Annotated in this window: 23 protein-coding genes; 14 read left to right on the top strand and 9 right to left on the bottom strand. The window is 71.7% G+C overall.

The genetic code is table 11. From position 1 onward, the window contains the following. Positions 1 to 84: 84 nt before the first annotated feature. Positions 85 to 447, top strand: a complete 363-nt coding sequence (locus Pta02_RS29725) for a MerR family transcriptional regulator (RefSeq protein WP_203878276.1) — start codon at positions 85 to 87, stop codon at positions 445 to 447. Beyond that, entirely contained in the window at positions 444 to 1,424 is a 981-nt protein-coding gene (locus Pta02_RS29720) for an aldo/keto reductase (protein WP_203878275.1), read from the top strand. Before Pta02_RS29725 ends, Pta02_RS29720 begins: the two co-directional genes overlap by 4 nt. A gap of 152 nt (positions 1,425 to 1,576) precedes the next feature. Here Pta02_RS29720 and Pta02_RS29715 read toward each other — a convergent pair whose 3' ends face one another. Beyond that, on the bottom strand, positions 1,577 to 2,251 hold the full coding sequence (locus Pta02_RS29715) for a hypothetical protein (protein ID WP_203878274.1): 675 nt from the start codon (positions 2,249 to 2,251) through the stop codon (positions 1,577 to 1,579). Positions 2,252 to 2,397: 146 nt separating this feature from the next. On the opposite strand from Pta02_RS29715, the gene Pta02_RS29710 reads away from it, so the two are divergent. Both Pta02_RS29710 and Pta02_RS29705 read left to right on the top strand, forming a co-directional pair. Continuing rightward, positions 2,398 to 3,555, top strand: a complete 1,158-nt coding sequence (locus Pta02_RS29710; protein ID WP_203878273.1) for a sensor histidine kinase — start codon at positions 2,398 to 2,400, stop codon at positions 3,553 to 3,555. Further along, on the top strand, positions 3,552 to 4,193 hold the full coding sequence (locus tag Pta02_RS29705) for a response regulator (protein WP_203878272.1): 642 nt from the start codon (positions 3,552 to 3,554) through the stop codon (positions 4,191 to 4,193). The genes Pta02_RS29710 and Pta02_RS29705 overlap by 4 nt, the downstream gene beginning before the upstream one ends. Positions 4,194 to 4,208: 15 nt before the next feature. On the opposite strand, the gene Pta02_RS29700 is transcribed toward Pta02_RS29705, so the two are convergent. Then, the gene (locus Pta02_RS29700) at positions 4,209 to 5,783 is read right to left on the bottom strand and encodes a methyl-accepting chemotaxis protein (RefSeq protein ID WP_203878271.1); all 1,575 of its coding nucleotides are present in this window, start codon (positions 5,781 to 5,783) and stop codon (positions 4,209 to 4,211) included. A gap of 165 nt (positions 5,784 to 5,948) precedes the next feature. Between Pta02_RS29700 and Pta02_RS29695 the strand changes: the two genes are divergently transcribed. Further along, positions 5,949 to 6,815, top strand: coding sequence for an ABC transporter substrate-binding protein (locus Pta02_RS29695; RefSeq protein ID WP_203878270.1), 867 nt, complete (start codon positions 5,949 to 5,951; stop codon positions 6,813 to 6,815). Between the two features lie 74 nt (positions 6,816 to 6,889). Further along, the gene (locus Pta02_RS29690) at positions 6,890 to 8,647 is read left to right on the top strand and encodes a bifunctional metallophosphatase/5'-nucleotidase (protein WP_203878269.1); all 1,758 of its coding nucleotides are present in this window, start codon (positions 6,890 to 6,892) and stop codon (positions 8,645 to 8,647) included. A gap of 58 nt (positions 8,648 to 8,705) precedes the next feature. Here Pta02_RS29690 and Pta02_RS29685 read toward each other — a convergent pair whose 3' ends face one another. Genes Pta02_RS29685 through Pta02_RS29670 form a run of 4 tightly spaced genes read right to left on the bottom strand, consistent with a single transcriptional unit; the run spans position 8,706 to position 11,774 of the window. Continuing rightward, complete coding sequence (locus Pta02_RS29685) at positions 8,706 to 8,945, bottom strand: rhomboid family intramembrane serine protease (RefSeq protein ID WP_239131326.1); 240 nt, start codon at positions 8,943 to 8,945, stop codon at positions 8,706 to 8,708. Between the two features lie 31 nt (positions 8,946 to 8,976). Continuing rightward, positions 8,977 to 9,393, bottom strand: a complete 417-nt coding sequence (locus tag Pta02_RS29680) for an SRPBCC family protein (RefSeq protein ID WP_239131325.1) — start codon at positions 9,391 to 9,393, stop codon at positions 8,977 to 8,979. A 39-nt stretch (positions 9,394 to 9,432) separates the two neighbouring features. After that, positions 9,433 to 10,341, bottom strand: coding sequence for a phosphotransferase enzyme family protein (locus tag Pta02_RS29675; RefSeq protein WP_203878267.1), 909 nt, complete (start codon positions 10,339 to 10,341; stop codon positions 9,433 to 9,435). Next, a complete protein-coding gene (locus Pta02_RS29670; protein ID WP_203878266.1) occupies positions 10,338 to 11,774 on the bottom strand; it encodes an NsdA family TPR-like regulatory protein in 1,437 nt (478 codons plus the stop codon). Before Pta02_RS29670 ends, Pta02_RS29675 begins: the two co-directional genes overlap by 4 nt. A 230-nt stretch (positions 11,775 to 12,004) precedes the next feature. Between Pta02_RS29670 and Pta02_RS29665 the strand changes: the two genes are divergently transcribed. Next, positions 12,005 to 12,289 carry a hypothetical protein gene (locus tag Pta02_RS29665; protein WP_203878265.1) on the top strand — a complete coding sequence of 95 codons (285 nt, stop codon included), beginning with the start codon at positions 12,005 to 12,007 and terminating at the stop codon, positions 12,287 to 12,289. 258 nt (positions 12,290 to 12,547) lie between these two features. Then, the gene (locus Pta02_RS29660) at positions 12,548 to 13,522 is read left to right on the top strand and encodes a ketopantoate reductase family protein (protein ID WP_203878264.1); all 975 of its coding nucleotides are present in this window, start codon (positions 12,548 to 12,550) and stop codon (positions 13,520 to 13,522) included. A gap of 25 nt (positions 13,523 to 13,547) precedes the next feature. Here Pta02_RS29660 and Pta02_RS29655 read toward each other — a convergent pair whose 3' ends face one another. Then, complete coding sequence (locus Pta02_RS29655; protein WP_203878263.1) at positions 13,548 to 14,276, bottom strand: DUF427 domain-containing protein; 729 nt, start codon at positions 14,274 to 14,276, stop codon at positions 13,548 to 13,550. Between the two features lie 49 nt (positions 14,277 to 14,325). After that, positions 14,326 to 15,756 (bottom strand): ATP-binding protein, encoded by a 1,431-nt coding sequence (locus Pta02_RS29650; RefSeq protein ID WP_203878262.1) that lies wholly within the window; start codon positions 15,754 to 15,756, stop codon positions 14,326 to 14,328. 178 nt (positions 15,757 to 15,934) lie between these two features. Between Pta02_RS29650 and Pta02_RS29645 the strand changes: the two genes are divergently transcribed. The 4 genes from Pta02_RS29645 to Pta02_RS29630 all read left to right on the top strand — a co-directional run bounded on the left by Pta02_RS29645 (position 15,935) and on the right by Pta02_RS29630 (position 19,452). Continuing rightward, positions 15,935 to 16,882: a DUF2218 domain-containing protein gene (locus Pta02_RS29645; protein WP_307837509.1), complete on the top strand. Its 948-nt coding sequence runs from the start codon at positions 15,935 to 15,937 to the stop codon at positions 16,880 to 16,882. 73 nt (positions 16,883 to 16,955) lie between these two features. Beyond that, entirely contained in the window at positions 16,956 to 17,321 is a 366-nt protein-coding gene (locus Pta02_RS29640) for a hypothetical protein (RefSeq protein WP_203878261.1), read from the top strand. A 51-nt stretch (positions 17,322 to 17,372) separates the two neighbouring features. Then, entirely contained in the window at positions 17,373 to 18,608 is a 1,236-nt protein-coding gene (locus Pta02_RS29635; RefSeq protein WP_203878260.1) for a hypothetical protein, read from the top strand. Between the two features lie 457 nt (positions 18,609 to 19,065). Continuing rightward, positions 19,066 to 19,452, top strand: coding sequence for a DUF8711 family protein (locus Pta02_RS29630; RefSeq protein ID WP_203878259.1), 387 nt, complete (start codon positions 19,066 to 19,068; stop codon positions 19,450 to 19,452). Between the two features lie 404 nt (positions 19,453 to 19,856). Here the strand turns inward: Pta02_RS29630 and Pta02_RS29625 are convergent, their stop codons facing one another. Continuing rightward, a complete protein-coding gene (locus tag Pta02_RS29625; RefSeq protein WP_203878258.1) occupies positions 19,857 to 21,014 on the bottom strand; it encodes a glycosyltransferase family 4 protein in 1,158 nt (385 codons plus the stop codon). A gap of 35 nt (positions 21,015 to 21,049) precedes the next feature. Between Pta02_RS29625 and Pta02_RS29620 the strand changes: the two genes are divergently transcribed. Together Pta02_RS29620 and Pta02_RS29615 are read left to right on the top strand one after the other, a co-directional pair. After that, complete coding sequence (locus Pta02_RS29620) at positions 21,050 to 21,862, top strand: PIG-L deacetylase family protein (RefSeq protein WP_239131324.1); 813 nt, start codon at positions 21,050 to 21,052, stop codon at positions 21,860 to 21,862. A gap of 34 nt (positions 21,863 to 21,896) precedes the next feature. Beyond that, positions 21,897 to 22,958, top strand: coding sequence for a lysylphosphatidylglycerol synthase transmembrane domain-containing protein (locus tag Pta02_RS29615; RefSeq protein WP_203878257.1), 1,062 nt, complete (start codon positions 21,897 to 21,899; stop codon positions 22,956 to 22,958). Positions 22,959 to 22,967 lie beyond the last annotated feature (9 nt).

The raw sequence follows: 22,967 nt of genomic DNA, 5'->3' as shown, positions 1-22,967 counted from the left end.
GTAGGGCTGTCCCCATCAGGGTCGGCACGCCGTACGGGGGGCCCGCTTGACTTGAAGTGCACTCGAAGGTGCAGGGTGAAGTTCATGGGGATCACCATCCAGGAGGCCTCGCGTGTGTCGGGGCTGAGCACGCACACTCTGCGTTACTACGAGCAGGTCGGCCTCATCCATGAGGTCGGCCGCGACACCGGCGGCCGGCGCAGCTACACCCAGCCCGACCTCGAGTGGCTGGACTTCCTGACCAAGCTGCGCACGACCGGGATGTCGATCGCCGAGATGTGCCGTTACGCCGAGCTGCGCCGCCGGGGCCCGGCGACCGCGGCCGAGCGGCGGCGGATGCTCGAGGCCCACCGGGAACGCGTTCTGGAGCGGATCGCCCAGCTCGGCGAGGACCTCGCGGTCATCGACTACAAGATCGATCTCTACCACACCATGGAGAAGTCATGAAGATGCGACGCCTCGGCGCCGGCGGCCCGGAAGTCTCCGCCATCGGGCTCGGCTGCATGGGAATGTCGGAGTTCTACGGCTCGGCCGACGAGTCCGAGTCGATCGCGGTCATCCACCGGGCGCTGGATCTCGGTGTGAACTTCCTGGACACCGCCGACATGTACGGCAAGGGCCACAACGAGGAACTGGTCGGGCGGGCGATAGCCGGGCGCAGGGACGAGGTCGCGCTGGCCACCAAGTTCGGCATCGTCAGGGGTGAGGACCCGGCCGCGCGCGCGATCGACGGCAGCCCCGAGTACGTCAGGAGGGCCTGCGACGCCTCCTTGCGCAGGCTCGGTGTCGACCACATCGACCTGTACTACATGCACCGCCGTGACACCCGGGTGCCGATCGAGGAGACCGTCGGCGCCATGGGCGAGCTGGTCACCGCGGGCAAGGTCGGCCACCTGGGCCTGTCGGAGGTGAACGCCGACACGCTCCGCAAGGCGCAGGCCACCCACCCGATCGCCGCCCTCCAGAGCGAGTACTCCCTGTTCACCCGGGGCATCGAGGAGGAGATCCTGCCGGCCGCCCGGGAGCTGGGCATCGCGCTGGTGGCCTACTCCCCGATCAGCCGCGGCCTGCTGGGCGGAACCCTCCCGCCCGCCGAGGAGCTGCCCGCCGACGACTTCCGCCGCTACCTCCCGCGGTTCACCGGGGAGAGCGGGGCGCACAACGAGGCGCTCGTCGCCGAGATCCGCAAGATCGCCGAGGAGGTGGGCTGCACCCCGGCCCAGCTCTCCCTGGCCTGGCTGCTCACCCGAGGCGAGGACGTCATCCCGATCCCGGGCACCAAGCGGCTGCGCTATCTGGAGGAGAACACGGCGGCGGCCGACGTCGAGCTCACCGGCGATCAGCTCGCCGCGCTGGAGGCCGCCGTGCCCGCCGGCTCCGCCTCCGGCGACCGCTACCCGGACATGTCGTCCGTGGAGAAGTGACCGCGGACCCGGACGTGTCGCCCGCGGAGAGGTGATCGCGGGCCCGGACCCGCTCCCGTCCCCGGGAGGCGATCCGCCTCCCGGGGGATCCGGACCCGCCCACGGCCGGGACCGTCACACCTCGGACGACCGCCCGCGGTGAGGACGACCGCTCACACCGTGGACATCTGCCTGGCCGGCCGCCACTCCTCGTCGGTCATCCGGACCATCGCCACGCCCACGGCGCCGAAGACCACCAGGAGGATCGCCGGCCCGGCACAGCTGACCAGCTGGATCCCGGCGCGCGTCCCGGCGATCCAGATCACCAGGCCGGCCAGCGTCCCGGCCGGGAACCACCAGCCCGCGTGCCCGGCACGGGCGTAGGCCACGGTCACCGCGACCATCCCGAAGAGGGAGCCGAGCATGCCGGGGATCTGCCACGCGATGATCATCGCGGGCTGGGCGGCCTCCTCCAGGATCATGGTGGCCTGCTCCTCCGGAAGCCGCTGGTAGAGCACGATGTCGAAGAAGTCGGAGATCATCAGGGAAGAGAAGTTGATCAGGCCGAGCACGGCGGCCGTCCCCGCCAGGTTGGCCAGGACCACCCCCTTCCCGCGCACCATGTGGACCAGGCCGAGCACGCCGGGGACCCAGAGCACCCAGGCGTAGTGCAGCAGGCTGGCGCTGACCCCGGTGGCGACGGGGTTGCGGGCGTAGCCGAGGACCTCGTCGGCTCCCGCCGTCAGCGGGTCGACGATCATGCCGAGCAGGAGGCACAGCGGGGCGAGCACGAGACTGACGCCCGCGGCCCAGCGGCGGAAGGCGTCGGGATCGGTGAAGCTGAACATGGCGGTGACGCTAGGCACGGGCCCGGCCCCGCGTCGTCAAGGCAGGCCTCGACCGGGCATCCGCCCCGCGAAGGATGACGTCCGATCCGCTCTTATCCGCCGCGAGGTGGATCCCTGACAGTGAATGTCCCCTCTACCCTCGCCTCATGGTTCACCGCTCGCCCCCTGCACCCATCGACTGGCTGGTCTCCCTGGCCGTCCTGCTGTTCGGCGTCGCCGAAGAGCTCGACGGAGTCCTGACCCCAGGCGGGACCGGCCGTCCCCGGTGGTGGATCGCGGTGGTCCTGATCGCCGCGATCCTGGTGCTCCTGCGGAGGCGGGCGCCGTTCACCGTGCTGACCGGCTACACGGTGGTCAACACGCCGCTGACCGCCTACTACGGCGACCTGTCAGCCGCGTGGCAGATCTACGTCCATCTCCTCCTGCTGTTCACGCTGCTCAGCGTGTTCCCGCCCAAGGACCGCCGGGTCATCATGGGGTTGTCGGTCACGGCCGTGTTCCTCGTCGTCGTCCTGGCGACGGCCACCGAGAGCGTCGCACCCGGCGACGTGGCGATCCTGCTGGTCATGACCTCCCTCGCGGGCGGCGCGGGCGCGGCCGTACGCTACCACCGGCAGATCGCCCTCCAGGCCCAGGAACGCGGCGAACTGCTCGCCCGGGAGGCCGTCAGCGAGGAGCGCTTCCGCATCGCCCGCGAACTGCACGACGTCGTCGCGCACAGCGTCAGCGTGATGGTCATGCAGGCGGGCGCGGCGCGGCTGATGCTCCGCCCCGACCAGGACACCCAGCGCGAGGCGCTGACCGTGGTGGAGGAGACGGGACGCGAGGCGGTGGAGGAGCTGCGGCGCGTGGTCGGCCTGCTGCGCACCGACGCGGGCAACGACGGGCTGGCCCCGCAGCCGAGCCTGGCCCGCCTGGACGAACTGCTGGAGCAGGTGCGCGCCGCCGGCCTCGACGTGCGCCTGACCGTCGAGGGCAATCCGGTGCCGCTCCCGGCGGGCCTGAACCTGTCGGCCTACCGGATCGTCCAGGAGGCGCTCACCAACACGCTCCGGCACGCGGGCCCCACCAGGTCCGAGGTGACGGTCTCCTACCGGTCCCGGATGCTCTGCCTGGACATCGTCGACGAGGGCCCGCGCGACGGACGCGACCCCGGCAGGAACGGGACGGGCCACGGGCTGGTCGGCATGCGCGAGCGGGTCGCGCTGTTCCACGGCCGCCTGTCGGCCGGGCCGCTGCCGGGGGGCGGGTACGGCGTGCGCGTCTCCCTGCCCCTGTCCGGCCGGATCAGCGTCGTCACATGACCGTCTCCGTCCTGCTCGCCGACGACCAGGCCACGGTCCGCCGCGGGCTCCGCCTGATCATCGGCACCCAGCCGGACCTGCGGGTGGTCGGCGAGGCCGCGGACGGCCGCGAGGCGGTGGAGGCCGTCCGGCGGCTGCGGCCCGACGTGGCGCTGCTCGACATCGCGATGCCCCGCATGACCGGGATCGCCGCGGCCAGGGAGATCCTGGCCGACCCCGCACCGCCCAGGGTCGTCATGCTCACCACCTACGACACCGAGGACAACCTGGAAGGCGCCCTGCGCATGGGGGTGAGCGGCTTCCTGCTCAAGGTCTCGCCGCCCGAGCAGCTGTTCTCGGCGATCCGCACCGCGGCCCGCGGCCTGGCGGTCCTCGACCCGGCGATCACCCGCCGGGTGATGGCGGGCTACGTCGGGACCCCGGCGGGACCGGACGGCCTCACCCCCCGCGAGCGCGAGGTCCTCGTACTGATCGGCCGCGGCCTGAGCAACGCCGAGATCGCCGCCTCCCTGGCCATCGGCCTGTCGACGGTCGGCACGCACATCAACCGCCTGCTCGCCAAGCTGGCCCTGCGCGACCGCGCCGAGGCCGTGCGCCACGCCTACGAACACGGCCTGGTCCGCCCCCGCGACCCGTGACGGCACCGGCGGCCGTCAGCGCCGGAACCGCCCGGCGAGGGCGTTGAGGCCGTGCGCCAGCTCCGCGAGCTCGGTGGCGGCCGTCTGGGTCCGGGTGGCGCCGTCGTGGGTGGTCCGGGTCGCCTCGGCGACGTTCTGGATCGAGCCGGTGATGTCGCCCGAGGACCGGGAGACCACCGCGATGCCGTCGCCGATGGAACGGGTGGCCTGGCTCTGCACCTCGATCGCCTCGACGATGGAGCGCTGGATCTCGTCGATGCGGTTGATCACCGAGCCGATCCGGCCGATCGCCTCGATCGCGTTCTCCGTGTCGCCCCTCATCGCCGACACCTTGCTCTCGATGTCCTCGGTGGCGGAGGCGGTCTCCTGGGACAGGTCCTTGACCTCGCCTGCGACGACGGCGAAGCCCCTGCCCTGCTCACCGGCCCTGGCCGCCTCGATCGTCGCGTTGAGCGCGAGCAGGTTCGTCTGCTGCGCGATCGAAGTGATCATGTTGACCACGGCGCCCACCTCGCCGCTGGAGGTCCGCAGCCGCTCGATCGTGCGGTTGGTGGTCGTGGCCAGGCCGACCGCCTCGGCGGCGACCTGCACGGCCTCGGCGACGGCGCCGTTGATGTCGCGGATGGAGGTCTGCAGGACGTGCGCCGCGTCGTTGGCCGAGCCGACGCTCTCGGCGACCTGGTCGACGTTGGACGAGGCGTTGCCGGCCTGCTCGGCCGCCGTCTGCGCGCCCGCCGCCAGGTCCCGGCTGGTGTCGGAGAGCCGCTCGGATGCGGAGATCAGGGCCGTGGCGTTGTCGGCGATCTCGCCGATGGCCCCGCGGACCGTGGCGACGACCTCGTCGAGGCTCCGGCCCAGCTCGGCGAGCTCGTCGCCGCCCCCGACGTCCGCCCGCACGGTCAGGTCCATGCCCGCCAGGGCCTTCATGGCCGACACGAAGGAGCCGATGCGGCGCGAGACGCGCCGGGCGAGCAGTACGGCCGCGCCGCCCAGCAGCACCGCGGCCAGTCCGGCGGTGATGAGCGTGAGGGTCCGGGCGCCGGCGGCCTTGTCCGCCGCCGCCGCGGAGGTCTGCGCGGCGTCCTCGGCGATCGCCGCCTCCAGCTCGGGCAGCGCCTTGTCGAACGTCCTGTAGTGGCTTTCGAAGCCGGGCCGCGCCTCGGCCGCGCCGATCTGCTCGGGGTCGCTGACCACCCGGCTGGCCAGGGTCACCACCCGCTGCCCGGCCGCGATCATCTCGTCGGCCGTGGCGCCGAGCTCCTCCACCTGATCCGCCAGTTCCGGCCGCAGCCGTGCGATCTGCGCGAAACCGCCGCGCAGGTCGGCCACGTGGGAGCCGAGCAGGTCCAGCACGCCCTGGCGCTCGGCGCTGTCGCGCGTGGTGATCGCGTTCAGGACGTCGCCGCGGAACGCCACCCGGGCGGTGTCGACCGCGCCGACGGCCTTCAGCACCGCCGCCGCGGCGCTCGCCTCCGCCTGGGCGTCCTCGATCTGTGAGATGCCCCGGTAGCCGATCAGGCCCGCGGTGCTGACCATGACGAAGCCCGCCGCCGCCAGGGCCAGGATCTGGTGTCGGATCGTGAGTCTCATTTCCGCCTCTTCTGTCGCTTGCCGGATGTATCGACCACCAGATGACGAAGCTGAGCGCTCAAGTGACGGGAGTCACTGCCGATTCATGGGACAGACCGACAGACCGGCCGGGCACTCCGCGTGCGTCCGGTCCGGCACCCAGCACCCATCACCCGAGGACGTCCCATGCGCATCACTCCCTGGCTCGCCGCCCTCGCCGCCGGCCTCCTGGTCACCGGCTGCTCCGGCGATCCCGCCCCGCAGGGCTCCGGTGCGACCGGCACCCCGGCGGCGCGGCAGTCCGCCGCCCGCGCCCACGTACCCGAGGAGATCCGGCGGGAGGGGGTCCTGGTGATCGGCTCCGACCTGTCGTACGCGCCCATGGAGTTCATGAAGGACGGCGAGCAGACCGGCTTCGACGTCGACCTGGCCAACGCCATCGCCGCCAGGCTCGGGCTGAAGCTGGAGATGCGGCAGACCTCCTGGGGCGAGCTGCTCGACAAGGCGGAGGCCGGCGAGGTCGACGCCGCCATGTCCTCCATCACCGACACCGCCGAGCGGCAGAAGCGGGTCGACTTCGTCGACTACCTCAACGTCGGCTCCGTGGTGATCGCGCGCGGGAAGACGGACGGCGAGGGCGTCGAGGCCCTGTGCGGGCGGCGGGTGGCCGTTCCGGCGAACACCATCTACGTCGGCCTCGCCCAGGCGCAGAACAAGCGCTGCCCCGCGGGCCGGAAGATGACGGTGGTCACGGTCGAGGCCCTGTCCGACTCCATGAAGGCGGTGCTCGCCGGCAAGGCCGAGCTCTACCTCGACGACTTCCCCCCGGGAGCGGTGGCCGTGCAGGAGAACCCCTCGCTGCACCTGTCCGGGCAGCAGATCGAGGCGGCGCCGTACGGCATCGCGATCGGCAAGGGCAAGGGCACCCTGAAGAAGGCGGTCCAGCAGGCGCTGTACGAGCTGTTCGACGACGGCACCTACGACGGGCTGCTGAAGAAGTGGGAGATCGCGGAGGGCTCGCTCAAGACCGGCGCGATCAACGGCGGCGCGTGAAACCGGACATACGGCTCTGAGCAGTAAGAATGTCGTAACCGAGCAGCAACCTAACTTGGTTACCGTGCAGTCACATGCACAGTAAGAAGCTCGCCGTCGTCGGCGTGGTGACGGTGGCGGCCCTGGCCGTCCCCGCGACCGCCTCGGCGTCCCCCGAAAAGTCCGTGACGGTCACCGTGATGGGTACCTCCGACCTGCACGGCAACACCCTGAACTGGGACTACTTCAAGAACGCCGAGTTCACCGACAGCAAGGGCAACGACGTCGGCCTGGCCAAGGTCTCGACGCTCGTCAACAAGATCCGCGCCGAGCGCGGCGCGGACCGCACGCTGCTGTTCGACTCCGGCGACACCATCCAGGGCACGCCGCTGGCGTACTACTACGCCAAGATCGAGCCGGTCGACAAGACCGGGAAGCTGCACCCGATGGCCCGCGCGATGAACGCCATCGGGTACGACGCCGTGACCCTCGGCAACCACGAGTTCAACTACGGCCTGCCGCTGCTGGCGACCTGGGTCAGGCAGATGAAGGCCCCCGTGCTCGGCGCCAACGCCGTGTTCGCCAAGACCGGCGTGCCCGCCTACCAGCCGTTCACCATCAAGACGATGAAGGTCAGGGGCGACAAGCCGATCAAGGTCGGCGTGCTCGGCCTGACCAACCCGGGCGTGGCGATCTGGGACAAGGCCAACGTCGAGGGCAAGCTGCGCTTCACCGACCTGGTGCAGAGCGCCAAGAAGTGGGTGCCCATCATCCGCGGCATGGGCGCCGACGTGGTCGTGGTCACCGCCCACGCGGGCGACAACGGGCTGTCCTCCTACGGCGGCGACCTGCCGGTCGAGAACGCCTCGGCCATGGTCGCCGAGCAGGTCCCGGGCGTGGACGCGGTGCTGTTCGGGCACGCGCACAACGAGGTGGCGCAGAAGTTCGTCACCAACAAGCTCACCGGCAGGCAGGTGCTGCTGACCGAGCCCGGCAAGTGGGGCCAGCGGCTGAGCGTGCTGGACTTCCAGCTCGCCAAGAAGCGCGGCAAGTGGACCGTCACCGGCAAGTCCTCCACCCTGCTGAACACCAACGCGGTGGACGAGGACCCGAAGATCGTCGCGCTCATGAAGGAGCAGCACGACACCACGGTCAAGTACGTCAACACGGTCGTCGCCCAGTCCAAGGAGGCCCTGGCGGCGGCGGAGTCGCCGTACAAGGACACCCCGATCCTGGACTACATCCAGAAGGTGCAGACCGAGACGGTCAAGAAGGCCATGGCGGGTACGGCCGACGCCTCCCTGCCGGTGCTGTCGATCTCCGCGCCGTTCAGCCGCTCCGCCGTCTTCCCGGCCGGACCGGTCAGCGTGCGTGACATGGCGGGCCTGTACATCTACGACAACACCCTGATGGCGGTCAAGCTCACCGGCGCCCAGCTGAAGGACTATCTGGAGTACTCCGCCCGGTACTTCAACCAGCTCGCCGCCGACGCCCCGGTCGACCTGGCCGCGCTGACCAACGCCGGGGGCACCCCCGACTACAACTACGACCAGCTCTCCGGCGTCACCTACGACATCGACGTCGCCAAGCCCGCCGGCCAGCGGATCGCCGGACTGTCCCACCAGGGCCGGCCGGTCACCGCCGACCAGCAGTTCGTGGTCGCCGTCAACAACTACCGCCAGTCCGGCGGCGGCGGCTTCCCGCACGTCACCACCGCCCCGGTGGTCTACAACGCCCAGGTGGAGATCCGCCAGGCGCTGATCGACTACGCCACCGCGACCGGTGTCATCGACGCGGCGACCTTCGCCGAGGCCAACTGGAAGCTCACCCGCGACGGCAAGCCCCTGTTCTAGGCTCGCCGATCCCCGATCACCGGAGGGGGCGGCCGGCATCCGGTCGCCCCCTCCGCGTTCAGGTCAGGTCCTCGATCTCCTTCAGCAGCGCGGCCGTGGAGCCCTGCGGGACCGCGGGGTCCCTCGGAACCGCGGGGAGCGGGCGGGGACGCCTGCGGTCGCGGAACAGCCAGCCGCCCAGCAGGCCGGCGACGAAGCCGGACAGGTGCCCCTGCCAGCTGATGATCCCCGGCTGCGGCAGCATCAAGCCGACGAACGAGTAGGCGAAGCACAGCGCCATATCCGGACACAAGGTCACGAATACAGGCTCAGGACGCGGCGCCCGGGGCTCAGCCGAGGCGGGCGGTCAGGACGCCGGCTCGGGCGAGCTGGACCTCGCGGGCCTTGCGGGCCGCGTAGGTCAGCAGCGGCCGGGCCCAGGCGTGCACGACGAGGGTGTCCTCGACCTCGGTCCCGTCGTCCTTGCCCGTCAGGCGGAACCGGTAGTCCAGCCGCACCCCTCCGGGGCTGGCCACCTCGCCCTCCACGGTCTCGTCCGTGCTCCGCAGCGTCACCTTGATCAGGTTGTCGTACTTGACCCCGAAGAACCTGAACCGCTCGACCGAGACGTAGCGGGTCTCGTCCTCGCCTCGTTCGACGTCGCGGACCGCGACGACCAGCGGCGAGAGCCCCACGTAGCTCTGCGGCTGGCTCAGGTGCGCCTGGAGCGCGGCCGGGGTGTTCCGTACATGGAAGGTATTTCGCAAAGTAACCTTTGGCACAGCTTCGCCCCCATATGAAGATCTTTATGGGGAGACACTAACGGGTTCGGCCATGTACCACCGGGCATGTTCCTCACCTCGTCTGAGCGAATCGAGGCGGCGGGGCAGCTCCCTGCGGGAGAAGGGGTCGGCGGCGGCGTTGCGGATGTGGATGCCCACGGCGTACATGTCGCGGACCTCCATCAGCGTGGAGTAGCCGGGCCACGACCGCAGGTCCCTGCCGTAGGCGTCGGCGAAGGCGTCCACCTCGGCGGCCGTCAGGCCGAACCGGCGCTGCCCGTGGTAGGTGTGGACCAGATCCCACTCGCGGGGGCCCACGGCCACGCCGTCCCAGTCGCACAGCACCACGTGGCCGTCGGCGCGGCGCAGCAGGTTGTCGATCCAGGCGTCGCCGTGCAGCAGCACCGGCGAGGCGTCCACCTCCAGCTCCGCCCAGCGGTCGGTCAGCTCGGCGATGCTCTCGCTCAGCCAGCCCCGCTGGAAGGGCGTGAGGATCGCCGAGCGGTCCACCGCCCCGCGCACCTCGGCCAGCGGGTCGGCGAGGCGCTTGAGCGCCACCGGCGGCATCGGCAGCCGGTGCAGGCTGCGCAGGATGCCGCCCAGCTCGGTGGTGGTGGGCCGGCCGCTGGCCGGGACGTAGTGCCAGAACGTGACGACCCGCCCGTCGTGCGTCACCGGCTGCTCGGAGATCTCGTCGGCCGGGCGCACGGCGGGGAATCCCTGCCCGGCCAGCCAGCGGGCCACCGCGAGCACCACCGGCAGCCGGGCCGACGCGCTGGGGGAGGTGGCGATCCTGACCACGATCTCACTGCGCAGCTTGAAGACCGCGTTGCTGCGCACGCGCAGCAGCTCGGCGCCCCGGTGGTCGATCCCCAGCCCGTCGCACACCTCGCGCAGGACGGTGAACGCCTCCTGCGCGAGTGCGCCGCTCATGCGACGACCGGCAGGACGCCGGACAGCAGGTCCGCCAGGCGGCGGACCGCCGGGGCCTTGCGCAGGCCCGGCGGCACCTCCGCCAGCAGCGCCCGGGCCCGGTCGACCACGATCGAGGTGCGGTGCTCCGCGGGCACCTGGATCAGGGCCTTCTCGGCCAGCAGGCAGCCCTCCTCGCCCTTGCCGCCGCGCACCAGGTGGGCGGCGCGGTCGAGCAGGATGAGGATCGGGTCGATGGTGTAGGCGCCGGTGGGGGCGGGCGTCCAGTCGGCCTCCTCGCCCAGCTCGATCAGCGTGCCGACGCGGTAGAACTGCAGCCGCCGCTCGGAGAAGCGGAAGGCCAGGTGGTCGTGGCCCTCCGGGGGCATCCTGGCGAAGATCTGCTCGGCCTCGGCCAGGGCGATCCTGGCGGCCTTGTGCTCGCCCATCCTGGCCAGCGCCCGCGCCTCCGCGGCCGCCCCCAGCGCCGCCGGGGAGCTCGGCGCGCTCCCGGCCAGCATCCTGGCCTCGCGCGCCAGCCGTACGGTCTCGGCCAGGTCCCCGTAGTAGTAGGGCAGCATGGCCTGCTGCGCCCGGACCAGGGCGCGCAGCCGCAGGTCGCCCATGTCGTCGGAGGCGGTGCGCGCGGTGCCGTACCAGGCGTGGGCCTGGCGGGTGTCACCGAGCTTCATCAGCGCGTCGGCCGACAGCAGCGCCAGCATCACGGTGGCGTTGAGCAGACGGCGCTGGACCATCGCGGGCTGCCGGGCCGCGGCCATCATCCGCACCTCCGACAGCTCCAGCATCAGCCGGTAGAGCATCGGCAGCGGAGCGCTGGTGACGTATTCGCGCCGGTAGCGCAGCACCTGCTCGTCCAGCAGGTCGAGCTGCTCCTCGGTCACCCCTCCGGCGGCGAGCGTGCGGTCGAGGTCCTGGCGGACCCGCTCGACCTCGGCCATCAGCCGCCCGCTCATCGCGACGCGGGGCGCCAGCAGCGCGTGGTGGAACAGCGCGCGCCGCTCCACGTCGTCGTCCGGGTGCGGCCCGGCCCGGTACGGTGCCCGGTCGTCGCCTCCGGCGACGACCACGACCTGGGCGTCGTCGCCGTCCTCGCAGTAGTCGCCCGCCATGCCGAGCCGTACGGCGTTGGCCCGGTAGAGCCGCGCGAGCAGTTCGATGGTCTGGGGCCGGGGCCTGGCGCGGTGGTTCTCCCAGGCGTTGAGCAGGTCGATGCTGGCCCGGGCCTCGCCGAGGCCCTCACGGCCGCACAGCTCCTCCAGCTCCTGGACCGCCTGCCTGGCCGACCACCCCCTGGCCAGGCGGTGCGCCTTGAGCAGGCTCACCCCGCAGCAGCCGTGGACGGCCTGGGCGGTCTGCCAGAAAGTCCACTGCCGGGACGCCGCCTGCTCCCGCCAGCGCCTGGCGCAGGCGGGTGAGTGTTCGCCTCTGGCCACGGAGCCCCTCCTGCCCGGTGTCAACGCAAGGTTAACCACGGCGCGTTACGAAGCGAGCGCGCTTGTGCTTGGCATTCCCGTTATCCGTGGTTTCCGCACGGAATACCGTTGGGTTTCCCGGTGATTCCACGGTTTCCCAAGCCTTCGCGAAATGATGCCTGATTGCCCCCGCTTGATAACGGATATCACGCTTTAAGAGACACCCTCAGCGCCCGTCAGGAGTGATCGGGATGATTGCTGATCCCGGCGACGCAGTCGGCCACCTACGGCGTCTGGCAGCCCAGCTGGAGGCGCATTCCTTCCTCGTCGACCTGGAGGCCCCGGAGGACCCGCTCCCCCGTCTCCACGTCGTCAACCCGATGGTCCCGGCCATGACGGAGGACGTCCTCGCCTCCCACGAGGAGGACGGCCAATGGTGGTTCTGGCTCTCCTGGGCCGGACGTCTGGGACACGCCGACGACATCGCGACCGTGGCGGAGCGGGTGGCGAGCGTGCTGCACGTGATCCGCCGATAGGTGTTTCTTGTACGCCACATGGGTAACACAGGTGATCATGAGGAGAAAGGAGCGGCATCATGAAGCGAGTCCAGATCGTGCAGCGCCCGCGTCCGCCACGTAAGCCGGTGTCGCTCGACCTGCGCACCCCCTCGGGTCGGGTTCTCCCCTTCTAACCCCCTTCACCCCTTCCAGCCCTTTCCGTCCCTTCCAGCGCTTTTCGGCCCCGCCCCCGACCCGCGCGGGCCCACCGGTCACCGGTGTGGCACCATGCCGATCATGCGCTACATCGTGGTGGGGGCCGGAGCCGTCGGCGGGACCATCGGCGGAAGACTGTTCCAGGCCGGCCACGAGGTCCTGCTGGTCGCCCGGGGCGCGCACCACGACGCGCTCAAGAGCGGCGGCCTGCGCCTCATCACCCCCGGCTCCACCCAGACCCTCGACATCCCCGTGACCCGCGAGCCGGTACGGCTGCGCGACGACGACGTGCTGATCCTGTCGGTCAAGTCCCAGGACACCGTGGCCGCGCTGGACCCCTGGCCCCGCGACGTGCCGGTGGTGTGCGCGCAGAACGGCGTGGCCAACGAGCGCATGGCGCTGCGCCGCTTCGCCCGGGTCTACGGCATGTGCGTGTGGCTGCCGGCCACTCATCTGGAGCCCGGCGTCGTGGCGGCCTACGGGGCGCCGAAGTCGGGCCTGCTCCAGCTCGGCCGCTATCCGGACGGCGTGGACGCGCTGGCCGGGAAGATCGCGGCCGACCTGTCGAAGAGCTCGTTCGTCGGCCTGGCCGTACCGGATGTGATGCGCTGGAAGTACGCCAAGCTGCTGGGGAACCTGGGCAACGCCTACGAGGCGCTCTGCGGCCGGGCCTCCGGCGGCGAGGAGATCATGAAGCGGGTGCGCGCCGAGGGCCGCGCCGTGCTCGACGCGGCCGGCATCGGCTACGCCTCCCCCGAGGAGGAGCGCGCCCGGCGCGGTGACGAGGTCGACCTGCGTCCCATCGAGGGCACCGAGCGGGGCGGCGGCTCCTCCTGGCAGAGCCTGGCCAGGTCCAGCGGCTCCATCGAGACCGACTATCTCAACGGCGAGATCGTGCTCCTCGGCCGCGAGCTCGGCGTCCCCGCCCCCGCCAACGAGGTCCTGCGCCGCGAGGCCGACCGCGCCGCCCGCGAGCACCTCCCGCCGGGATCGATGTCCCCGGAGTCCCTCGCCGCCCTGATCGACGCCGAGACCGGCCGTCAGGCCGCCTCCTGACCCGGGCCGGGGCCGGGAGAGCGGGTCAGGAGAACGGCGTCTTCGGGCGGTCCTGGAGGACGCCGTCGACGTAGATGTCGGCCTTCTCGTTGTAGAAGCAGATCAGCCCGGCGACGCGCTGGCTCTCCTCCAGCGGGGTCCGGTAGGACCAGGCCAGGTCCGCGTGCCCGTTGACGCTCCAGTACTCCGCCTGTCCCTTGTAGGGGCAGCGGGTCACCGTGCCGGTGGGGGTGAGCAGGTCGAGGCGGACGTCGGTCTTGGGCAGGTAGTAACGCGGCGGCAGGCCGGTCTCGAACAGGATCCTGGGGCTGCGCGAGTCGGCGACGGTCACCCCGTCGACCTCGACCCTGATGTGGCGGGAGGAGGGCAGGACGTCCACCCGCGAGTACGGGTCGCGGGGGTGGACGTAGACCTCCTCGTCCTCCTCGAACCAGGCGTCCATCGCCTCCCACTCCAGGCGCACGTATCCGCGCAGCTCCTCGATCGGGGAGTCGGGGTAGGCCAGCGCGGCGTCGGCCACGCCCGCGAGGTCGTAGAGGACCCCGTCGCCGCGGCTCGGCGACCGCCTGGTCCCGCCGTTGGGCTTGAGCTCGGCGACGACGTCCTCGCGGGGGATGTAGTAGGCCGGGTAGTGGGGGATCTCCCAGACGAGCAGCGGCCGGACGGTGTCGGCGACGGCCCGGCCGCCGAGGAAGGCCCGCACCCTCTTGGCCGATGGTTCGATCCGGACGCGCCCACGCGTGATCGGTTCCATTCCCCCGCCAACCCCGCGGGGGGAACGGCTATTCCCGGCGGATCGGCGGTCAGGACGGTCGCGGGGCGAAGATGTCCGCGGCGGTCACACACATGACCTCGGCGTCCGCGTCGGTGACGGACTCTCTGGCGCACACCGCGTAGCGGAGTTCCCCGGGGTCGTCGGTCAACTGCGCCGCCTTCGCCGCGAGCTCGGCTCTGATCCGTCCCGCGTTCACCTTCCTGCTCCACTTCGCCTCGCCGACCAGGATGGGTGTCCTGGACCGGCCGCTGAGCGCCACCGCATCGATCTGGTGCTGACCGTCGCCGCGCCACCACGGCCCGATCGCCACCACCTCGGGTCCGATCTCCGGGGCCCGCAGTCTCAGGTGATCGCGGAACGCCTCTTCCCAGGCATCCCCCATGTGATCGTCCAGGGAGGCCGTCAGCACCGGCAGGACGGTCTCCCCGAGACCCCGGTCGATCTCCGGCATGACGCGCGAGAGCGTGCCCAGGTAGAAAGCGAGGAAGTTGTCGGTGATGCGGTAGACCTTACGGCGGGTGCGCGCGGACTCCGTGACCGGCTGGAGTCTCTCCACCAGGCGCAGGGCCAGCAGATCGTTGAGCGTGCGCGTCGGGTCGGCGCCGATCGCGTCGGCGATCTCGTTGTGCTTGGTGCACCCGTCGGCGATGGCCTGCAGCGTGGCGGCGAGATGAGCTCCCTGTCCCGCCTCGGTGGCGAGAACGAGATCCCCCTCGCGGATCATCCTCGCGTCGGGACGGCAGGCGAGCCGTCTGAGGTTGTCCTCGACCGGGAGTTCCTGTCTCCACCACGAGAGGTAGAGAGGCATGCCGCCGAGGATTCCGTACACGAGAGCACGGTCCGGCGGGGTCAGTCCGGACAGCATCTCGGCCGCCTCGTGCGGGCGGAACGGGTGCAACTGCATCGTCAGGTCGAATCGGCCGTAGAGAGGCGCCCGGTATTCCTGGATCGCCTGCATCGTACGGACGGCCGAACCGCACAGGACGATGCGGAGCCCGGTCTGCCCGTGGGAATGGTCGAGGAAGGCGCGCAGCACCCCTTCCAGCTCCGGCGCCTGCCCGATCATCTCCGGGAACTCGTCGAGCACCAGCAGCAGCGGTTCGTCCCGCGCCTCCCGGCCGAGATGGTCGAACGCCTCATCCCAGTTTCCGAAGGGGCGCGTGCGAAGATCCCTCATGGGAGAGCGGGCGGCGTGCGCGGCCCGGTGGGAGAACTCCGCCAGTTCGCGGCGGGGCGTGCGGTTCCCCCCGGTGTGGAAGACCACTCGCTTGTCCGAGGCGAACTCCTGGAGAAGGGCCGTCTTCCCCACACGCCTTCGCCCCCAGACGAGGGCGGGCCGGGCGTCCGGTCCCTCCCACCACTCCTTCAGGGCTCGCAGTTGCTCCTGTCGACCGACGAAAGGCATGAGACCACCGTAACCGACATGGATGTCGGCGACGTCGATGTCGCCGACATCCATGTCGGTTACATCCTCCCGACTTCAGGGCTTGTCAGGTGGGGAGGTCGTCGAATGTCGTACGACATGCCTCGATAATCCCTTGCAAAGGCAGGCAAAGCAGCGGAGGCTTGGCAGGCCCGCCGGGCCGGTGCGCCCGCGCCCGCCCTCCGGGCCCGCATCCCCCGCCGAAAGGACCTCGATGCCCTCCTCGACGGCACACGTCGAAACCCCTCGCCCCGAGCGATACATCAAGCAGCTGATCTCGCACATGTCCCACCGGGCCACCGCGGAGCTGGCCGACGACGGCCGGGGGACGATCACCTTCTCCCAGGGGACGTGCGTGCTCATCCCCTCCCCCGGCAAGCTCAGCATGACCGCCACGGCCGGGGACCTCGCGTCCCTCACCGGCGTCCAGGACGTCGTCACCCGCCATCTGCTGGGCTTCGCCTCCCAGGAGGAGCTCAGCGTCGAATGGGCCGTCTCCTCCACCCAGGGTGACGTCCGCCTGATCGACCCCGTCGTCGGCGACTATCTGCTCGCCCACTGCACGCCGGCCGACGAGCTGCTGCGCGAGCTCGCCGCCGAGACCCGCGCGGCCACCGGCGGCTCGGCCGGGATGCAGGTCTCCCACGACGAGGGCGTCCTGCTGGGCATGCTGGCCCGGATGACCGGCGCCCGCCGGGCCGTCGAGATCGGCGTGTTCACCGGCTACTCGTCCATCTGCATCGCCCGCGCCCTGCCCGCGGACGGCCGGCTCATCGCCTGCGACATCAGCACCGAGTGGACCTCCATCGCCCGGCGCTACTGGGAGCGCGCGGGCGTGGCCGACCGCATCGACCTGCGGATCGCGCCCGCGATCGAGACGCTGCGGGCGCTCCCCGCCGAACCGGACATCGACTTCGCCTTCGTCGACGCCGACAAGACGAGCTATCCGGCCTACTACGAGGAGCTGGTCCCGCGGATGCGTCCCGGCGGCCTGATCGTGCTGGACAACGTGTTCCTCGGCGGCCGCGTGTTCGATCCCGCCTTCCAGGACGAGAGCTCCGCGGCCATGCGCCGCATGAACGAGATCATCGTCGACGACGAGCGGGTCGACTCGGTCATGCTGCCCGTGCGCGACGGCGTCACGCTCGCCCGCAGACGCTGACCTCCCGCGGTGGGGAGGGCCGGGCCCGGAATCCTCCCCATCCGGGCAGCGAAGGCTTTTCTATCCTGGTCGCATGGCAGAGGAACAACCCACTGGACACAAGACGTACGAGGATGTTCTCGCCGGCCTGATGCGGCGGGAGCTCGATCTGCTGCCCGTCCCGGGGGTGATGCTCGACTCGGTGCACGTGGAGGGGACGGGACCGCCCGCGGAGGTGGTCTTCCTCTTCCGCCACGACCGTCTTCCCGTGAAGTCCGCCGGCTACCGCTTCCCGGCCAGGGACGACTCGGTGTCGTCGCAGGACGCCGAGTCGTGGGCGCCCGTCGTGCGGGCGAACCTCGACGAGGCGGTGGCCGAGGCGATCATCGCCTTCGACCGCGGGCACGCCTTCGATCCGTCGCCCGACGGCGTGGTCTGGCTGCACACGTATCAGGAGTGAATCGCGCCCACCCCGAAGGCTGAACACCGGCATCCTGGGAAGGTGCGGATCATGGCGCGGGTGTGGACGGCGGTCGCGGCCGCCGGGATCTTTCTGACGGCGGCGTGCGGCGCCGACCCGACGGCGCCCGGCCCGGCGTCCCCGCCGGGCCGTACCCCGCCGTCGAGCGCCGCCCCCGGCGTGACGGCGCCGGGCACGACCCCGAGCCCGGCGAGTGCCCCCTCCGGCGCGACGGCGGCCCCGCGCCCCACCGGGCGGATCGAGACGGCGCCGGAGTGGAAGACCGTGCCCGACCCCCCGTTGAAGCCGAGCCACTCGCTCGTGGACGTGGCCGCGTCCGGCCCCTCGGAGGTGTGGGCGGTCGGCTATCAGTACGGCGCGGAGGACCGGGAGGGGATGCCCGCCGTCGTGCGGTGGGACGGATCCCGGTGGCGCGAGATGAAGGTGGGCGCGGACGAGGTCTACCACATGGAGGGCGTCAGCGTGGGCGGGCCGGACGACGTGTGGATCGCCGGCAACGGGGAGAGCGCGTTCACCGCCCACTGGGACGGGCGGCGCTGGACCCCGCACCGGCCCTTCGGCGTGGCGCAGGACCACAGGCTCAGCGACGTCGCGGCCTCCGGCGGGCGAGCCTGGTTCGTCTCGAACAGCCCGGGCGGGGCGTCGGTCGTGGAGTGGACCGGCGACCGCTTCCGCAACGTGTTCCAGAGCCCCTCGACCATCGAGGCGATCACCGTCGGTGACGGGCGCGTCTGGGCGGTCGGCCACAGCGGGGCGCAGGGACCGGTGATCATCGAGGGCACCGGGCAGAGCTGGGGGTCCCAGGGATTCCCGGAGATCCCCGGCGGAAGGCTGAACCAGGTCTGGCAGGTCTCGCCGTCGGACGTCTGGGCGGTGGGCGAGGTCTCCACCGGCCCCGAGGACATCTACGGTCACCGTCCGGCCGAGCCGCTGGTGATGCACTGGAACGGGTCGGAGTGGGCACGCGTGCAGATTCCCGTCGCCCGCGGCTCCCTGCACGGCGTGACGGCCTCCGGCGGAGACGTCTGGGTCGGCGGCGTGGACGCCGACCACCCGGGCCGGCCGCTCATGCTCCGCTTCGACGGCGCGCAGTGGACCGCCCGGTACGGCCCGCTGCTGCGGACCCCCGGGCCGGAGCAGCAGTACGAGGTCTCCGACGACGTCAGGCGCACCGTCGTCACCGCGGTCCCGGGCTCCCGGACGGTGTGGGCGGTGGGCGCGGTGGGCTGGGGGGACACCGAGGCGGGCTTCGCGCTGCGCCACTGAGTCCCGGTTTCGAGACGGGAGGTCTCAAAAAGCGGACGAAACTGTCGGTCGGATGGCGTAGTCTCTCCCAAACTCCAACAAAAGGGAGTAGGACATGAAAAGGGTTCAAATTCTCCAGAAGCCCCGGCCGCCGCGACAGCCCGTCCCGCTCGACCTGCGCACGCCCTCAGGACGTCCGCTGCCTTTCTAGCCGTGTCACCGCCCGTGGTGCGCCCGCCGCCGCGGCGCGCCCGCCGGTCGTGACGGCCCCAATGCCTTCATTACGGTGACGGACAGTAACGAAACAGGAATTTCGCCCACCTTGCACCGGTGAGGACGATCTCTCCCAGCAGATGGGGTTTCTCCGCCGCGGCCTGCGGCAGGACGACCGATGCCCATCTGTAAGCGCCGTGAAAGCGAACCGCAAGGCGGCACCCCTAACGTACTGATCGTCACAGTTTGCAATGAAAGGCAGACAATGTTCTCCGTCCTCTCCCCCCGTCGTATCGCCGCAGTCGCCGCGGGGGCCGTACTCCTCTCGCTGACCGCCGCCTGTGGCGCCGGCAGCAACACCGCCCTCTGCAACGAGGCGCAGAAGCTCTTCACGGACTACTCCAGCAACGCCGCGACCATCTCGGGCGACCTCGCCAAGTTCAACGAGGCGAACCAGAAGTTCTCCGCCGACCTGAAGGCTCTGGCCGCCAAGGCCGACGGTGAGCTCGCCTCGGCGCTCAACGACTTCTCCGCGACCTGGGGCGCCCTGAAGATCGACCCCAACAACCCGGCCGGGGCCGCCAGCGCCGTCCAGGACCTGGGCACGAAGGCTCAGCAGGCCACCACCAAGCTCGCCAGCGCCTGCTCCTGACCCCGTGGACGTGTGCCTTCCGGTGGGGCGGCAGGCACACCGATCCGCGGATCCGTGCCTTCCGGTGGGGCGGAGGGCACGGTCTGACGCGGCGGTCGCACCGCCTGCCGGGGGGGCGGTGCGGCGCGACGGCCGCGTCCGGTACCCCCGCCGTACGGCATCCGCCGGCCGTACGGCGCAACCCCCTTCAGCCTGTTCACCGTACGGCCGGGCATCCGCCGATCCGCCCGCCCTACGGTGCGCCGGCCCTCAGCACGCCACCGTGCGCCCGGACCTCTTCCCGCCGGGCGCACGGCCCGGCGCCGGCTCCGCCCCGGCGCCACCGGTGAGAGACCGCCGGCACGGTATGGGCCCCCGTTCTCCGTGCCGGCTCCTCCCTTTCCGGCTCCCCTCCGGCGCCGGCTTCAGCCTCCCCGCCTCGCGCGCGCCTGCTCGTAGCAGCGGTCGAACCCCTCCAGGACTGCCGGCCAGGAACTGGCCACCGGCTCGGTCTCGCGGTTGTGCGCGGCGATCGACTCGCGCAGGTCACGGTCGCGGGCCAGCCGGGCCACCGAACTCACCAGGTCGTCGAAGCTCCGGCCGAGCAGGCCCTCCTTGCCCTGGTGGACGAAGTCGGCCACGCCGCTCTGCGCCCTGGCCACCACGGGGACCCCGGCCGACCTGGCCTCCAGCGCCGCCAGCCCGAAGGACTCGCGGGGCGCGGGGGCGACGAAGACGTCCGCCGAGGCCAGCAGCGCGCGGATCTGCTCGCGGCTGTAGCGGCCGGGCAGCGAGACCCAGCCCGTCATCCCGTTGGCCCGCAGGTAACGCTCCATCTGGGCGCGGGCGGGGCCGTCCCCGACGATCGTGGCCCGCAGCGGCACCTCCGACGGCACCCGGGCGCGCGCCTCCTTCAGCAGCCGCAGCAGCCTGACCGGCTGCTTGCGCGGCGCCAGCCGCCCCACGGCCACGACGTGCACCGCCTCGCCGTCCGCGACGCCCCCGGGTCCCCGCACGGCCTCGGACGCCTCCGGCGCCCGCGCGGGCCGTACCTCCCCCTGAGGACGCCAGCCCGACACGTCGAGACCGTTGGAGACCACGTGCACCGGCACGCCGCGGCCGGCCACGGCGCGGATCGGCCGGGCGGCCGCCTCGCTGACCGCGGTGCCCACCAGTCCCCAGCGGTGCCACTCGAACAGCAGCCGCAGCCCGCGGTACAGCCCCCGGGTGACCGGATCCCACATGCTGTGCACGGTCACGACGACGGGCAGCCGGGCCCGGGCCGCCGCGCGCACGCCCATCCAGGCGAACGGCGAGACCGCGCCCGTGTGCACGTGCACCATGTCGGGCCGCCGGGCGGCCATCAACCGGAGCAGGTGCCCCGTCCCGGTCGGGTGGACCGGCAGGTCGAAGGGGAGCTTCGCGACGATCCGGTGCACCCCGGGCAGGGGCTCGCCGGGCGTGGCGGTCGCCACCTCGACCTCGTGCCCGGCCTCGCGCTGCATCCGGACCAGATCGGCGACCTGCACCTCGATCCCGCCCAGGCGCGGCAGGTAACAGTCACTGACGTGGAGGATCCTCACGCTGCCAGGGTAGTGCCGCATGAGATCATGCTTGCGTGGCCGCTTCGATGACAGCAGTGTTCTTCCACGCCCATCCCGACGACGAGGCCCTGCTGACCGCGGGCACCATGGCCATGCTCGCCGCGCAGGGGCACCGCGTGGTCCTGGTGGTGGCGACCTCGGGCGAGCGCGGGCAGGCCGATCTGGCCCCCGGCGAGGCGCTCGGCGAGGCCCGGATCGCCGAGCTGTACAAGTCGGCGGCGGCGCTGGGCTGCGCCCGCGTGGTCAACCTCGGCTACGGCGACTCGGGGCTGGCGCCCGGCGGGGGGATCGCCGAGGACCGGCCGCCGGACGCGTTCATCGACGCCGACTGCGAGGAGGCTGCGCGGCGGCTGGCCGGGATCCTCGCCGAGGAGGAGGCCGACCTGCTGACGGTCTACGACCCCGCCGGAGGGTACGGCCACCCCGACCACGTCCAGGTGAACCGCGTGGGCGGCCGGGCGGCGGAGATCGCGGGCACCCCGGTCGTGCTGGAGGCCACGGTCAACCGCGACCCCCTGCTGCGGGGCCTGAAGCTGGTCCGCAGGTTCTACCCGCAGCTGGACATCCGGGCCTTCGAGCGGGCCTACTCCCCCGGCGAGGAGATCACCCACCGGGTGAACGTGCGCCGCTTCGCCCGGCAGAAGCGGGCGAGCATGGCGGCCCACGCCACCCAGGCCACCGGCGCCGACACCCGCACCCTGGGCGTGATGCTCAAGGTTCCGGGGCCGCTCTACCGCCTGATCTTCGGCACCGAGTGGTACGTCCAGCGCGGCCTGCCGCCCGGCACCCGGCTGAGGCACCCCTTCGAAGTTCCTCCGAAAGGATGACCCCGAGACCGGCACACTTGGTCCAGGGGGTGACATGAAGAACAAGTGGGTCCAGATCGGCCTGTCGGTCGTGTCGCTGGGGCTCGCCACCGCGCTCGTCGTCTTCCTGCCGCAGATCGTGCACGCGCTGACGGGCAAGACGGTCTCCTGGAGCGAGGTCGGCGCCCGCTTCGCCGCGCTCGGCTGGCAGACGGTCGCGCTGATGGCCGTCGTCTGGCTGGCCAGCCTGCTGGCCTACACCTTCGTGCTGACCGCCTCCCTTCCCGGGCTGAGCCACCCGCAGGCCCTGACGCTGAACGCCGCCGGCAGCGCGGTGAGCAACCTGCTGCCCTTCGGCGGCGCGGCCGGGGTCGCGCTGACCTTCGCCATGACCAAGGGCTGGGGCTTCCCCGTCCGGGCCGTCGTGGTCTCCACCCTCGCCAGCGGCATCTGGAACACGCTGTTCCGGTTCATCCTGCCCGCCCTGGGCATCGTCGCCCTGCTGGCCAGCGGGCAGGCGCTCAGCCCCACCGTGGTCAACGCGGGCTGGGTGGGCGCCGTGTCCATCCTGATCCTGGTGACGGCGGTGGCCGCCGCCCTCTACTGGGACCGCGCCGCCGCGCTGCTCGGCCGGGTCCTCGACGCGCTCGTCCGGCTCGCGCCCCGGCGGATCCGGCCCGCCGAGCACACCGCCTCCGGGGCCCTGGAGCGGCTGCGCGCCGACACCTCCACGATCGTGCGGAGCCGCTGGCCCGGCCTGACGCTGGGCATGATCTCCTTCCTCGGCCTGCAGTGGCTGATCCTGGTGACCTGCCTGCACGCCACCGGCGCCTACCCCGGGCTGGCCCAGTCGATCGCGGTCTTCGCCCTGTCGCGGGTCCTGACCACCGCCGTGGTCACCCCGAGCGGGGCCGGGATCATGGAGGCCGGGACCGTCGGCGCACTGGTCTTCTTCGGCGCTCCACTGGATTCGGCCACCGCCGCTGCACTTCTGTTCGGTTTCTGGACCTACACTGTCGAAATCCCCTTCGGCGGTCTGGCCTTGGGCGCGTGGGCGCTGCTGCGCAGGCGCGAGGGCGTCGTCCCGGCGCCCGACAAGGAGCCGGTCAGCCGTTAGGATGCGCGC

Source organism: Paraplanobispora takensis (genome assembly GCF_016863195.1).
GTDB lineage: Bacteria > Actinomycetota > Actinomycetes > Streptosporangiales > Streptosporangiaceae > Planobispora > Planobispora takensis.
Note: the sequence above shows the minus strand (reverse complement) of the source record. Positions and strands in the feature narration are given on the sequence as shown.

Excerpts from the sequence above, each read along its gene's own strand:
- Pta02_RS29630 (WP_203878259.1), top strand. The coding sequence starts at position 19,066 with ATGTTCTCCGTCCTCTCCCCCCGTCGTATCGCCGCAGTCGCCGCGGGG.
- Pta02_RS29690 (WP_203878269.1), top strand. The coding sequence starts at position 6,890 with ATGCACAGTAAGAAGCTCGCCGTCGTCGGCGTGGTGACGGTGGCGGCC.
- Pta02_RS29655 (WP_203878263.1), bottom strand. The coding sequence starts at position 14,276 with ATGGAACCGATCACGCGTGGGCGCGTCCGGATCGAACCATCGGCCAAG.
- Pta02_RS29665 (WP_203878265.1), top strand. The coding sequence starts at position 12,005 with ATGATTGCTGATCCCGGCGACGCAGTCGGCCACCTACGGCGTCTGGCA.
- Pta02_RS29710 (WP_203878273.1), top strand. The coding sequence starts at position 2,398 with ATGGTTCACCGCTCGCCCCCTGCACCCATCGACTGGCTGGTCTCCCTG.
- Pta02_RS29700 (WP_203878271.1), bottom strand. The coding sequence starts at position 5,783 with ATGAGACTCACGATCCGACACCAGATCCTGGCCCTGGCGGCGGCGGGC.
- Pta02_RS29635 (WP_203878260.1), top strand. The coding sequence starts at position 17,373 with ATGGCGCGGGTGTGGACGGCGGTCGCGGCCGCCGGGATCTTTCTGACG.
- Pta02_RS29645 (WP_307837509.1), top strand. The coding sequence starts at position 15,935 with ATGCCCTCCTCGACGGCACACGTCGAAACCCCTCGCCCCGAGCGATAC.
- Pta02_RS29615 (WP_203878257.1), top strand. The coding sequence starts at position 21,897 with ATGAAGAACAAGTGGGTCCAGATCGGCCTGTCGGTCGTGTCGCTGGGG.
- Pta02_RS29640 (WP_203878261.1), top strand. The coding sequence starts at position 16,956 with ATGGCAGAGGAACAACCCACTGGACACAAGACGTACGAGGATGTTCTC.
- Pta02_RS29705 (WP_203878272.1), top strand. The coding sequence starts at position 3,552 with ATGACCGTCTCCGTCCTGCTCGCCGACGACCAGGCCACGGTCCGCCGC.
- Pta02_RS29725 (WP_203878276.1), top strand. The coding sequence starts at position 85 with ATGGGGATCACCATCCAGGAGGCCTCGCGTGTGTCGGGGCTGAGCACG.
- Pta02_RS29650 (WP_203878262.1), bottom strand. The coding sequence starts at position 15,756 with ATGGATGTCGGCGACATCGACGTCGCCGACATCCATGTCGGTTACGGT.
- Pta02_RS29715 (WP_203878274.1), bottom strand. The coding sequence starts at position 2,251 with ATGTTCAGCTTCACCGATCCCGACGCCTTCCGCCGCTGGGCCGCGGGC.
- Pta02_RS29720 (WP_203878275.1), top strand. The coding sequence starts at position 444 with ATGAAGATGCGACGCCTCGGCGCCGGCGGCCCGGAAGTCTCCGCCATC.
- Pta02_RS29675 (WP_203878267.1), bottom strand. The coding sequence starts at position 10,341 with ATGAGCGGCGCACTCGCGCAGGAGGCGTTCACCGTCCTGCGCGAGGTG.
- Pta02_RS29695 (WP_203878270.1), top strand. The coding sequence starts at position 5,949 with ATGCGCATCACTCCCTGGCTCGCCGCCCTCGCCGCCGGCCTCCTGGTC.
- Pta02_RS29660 (WP_203878264.1), top strand. The coding sequence starts at position 12,548 with ATGCGCTACATCGTGGTGGGGGCCGGAGCCGTCGGCGGGACCATCGGC.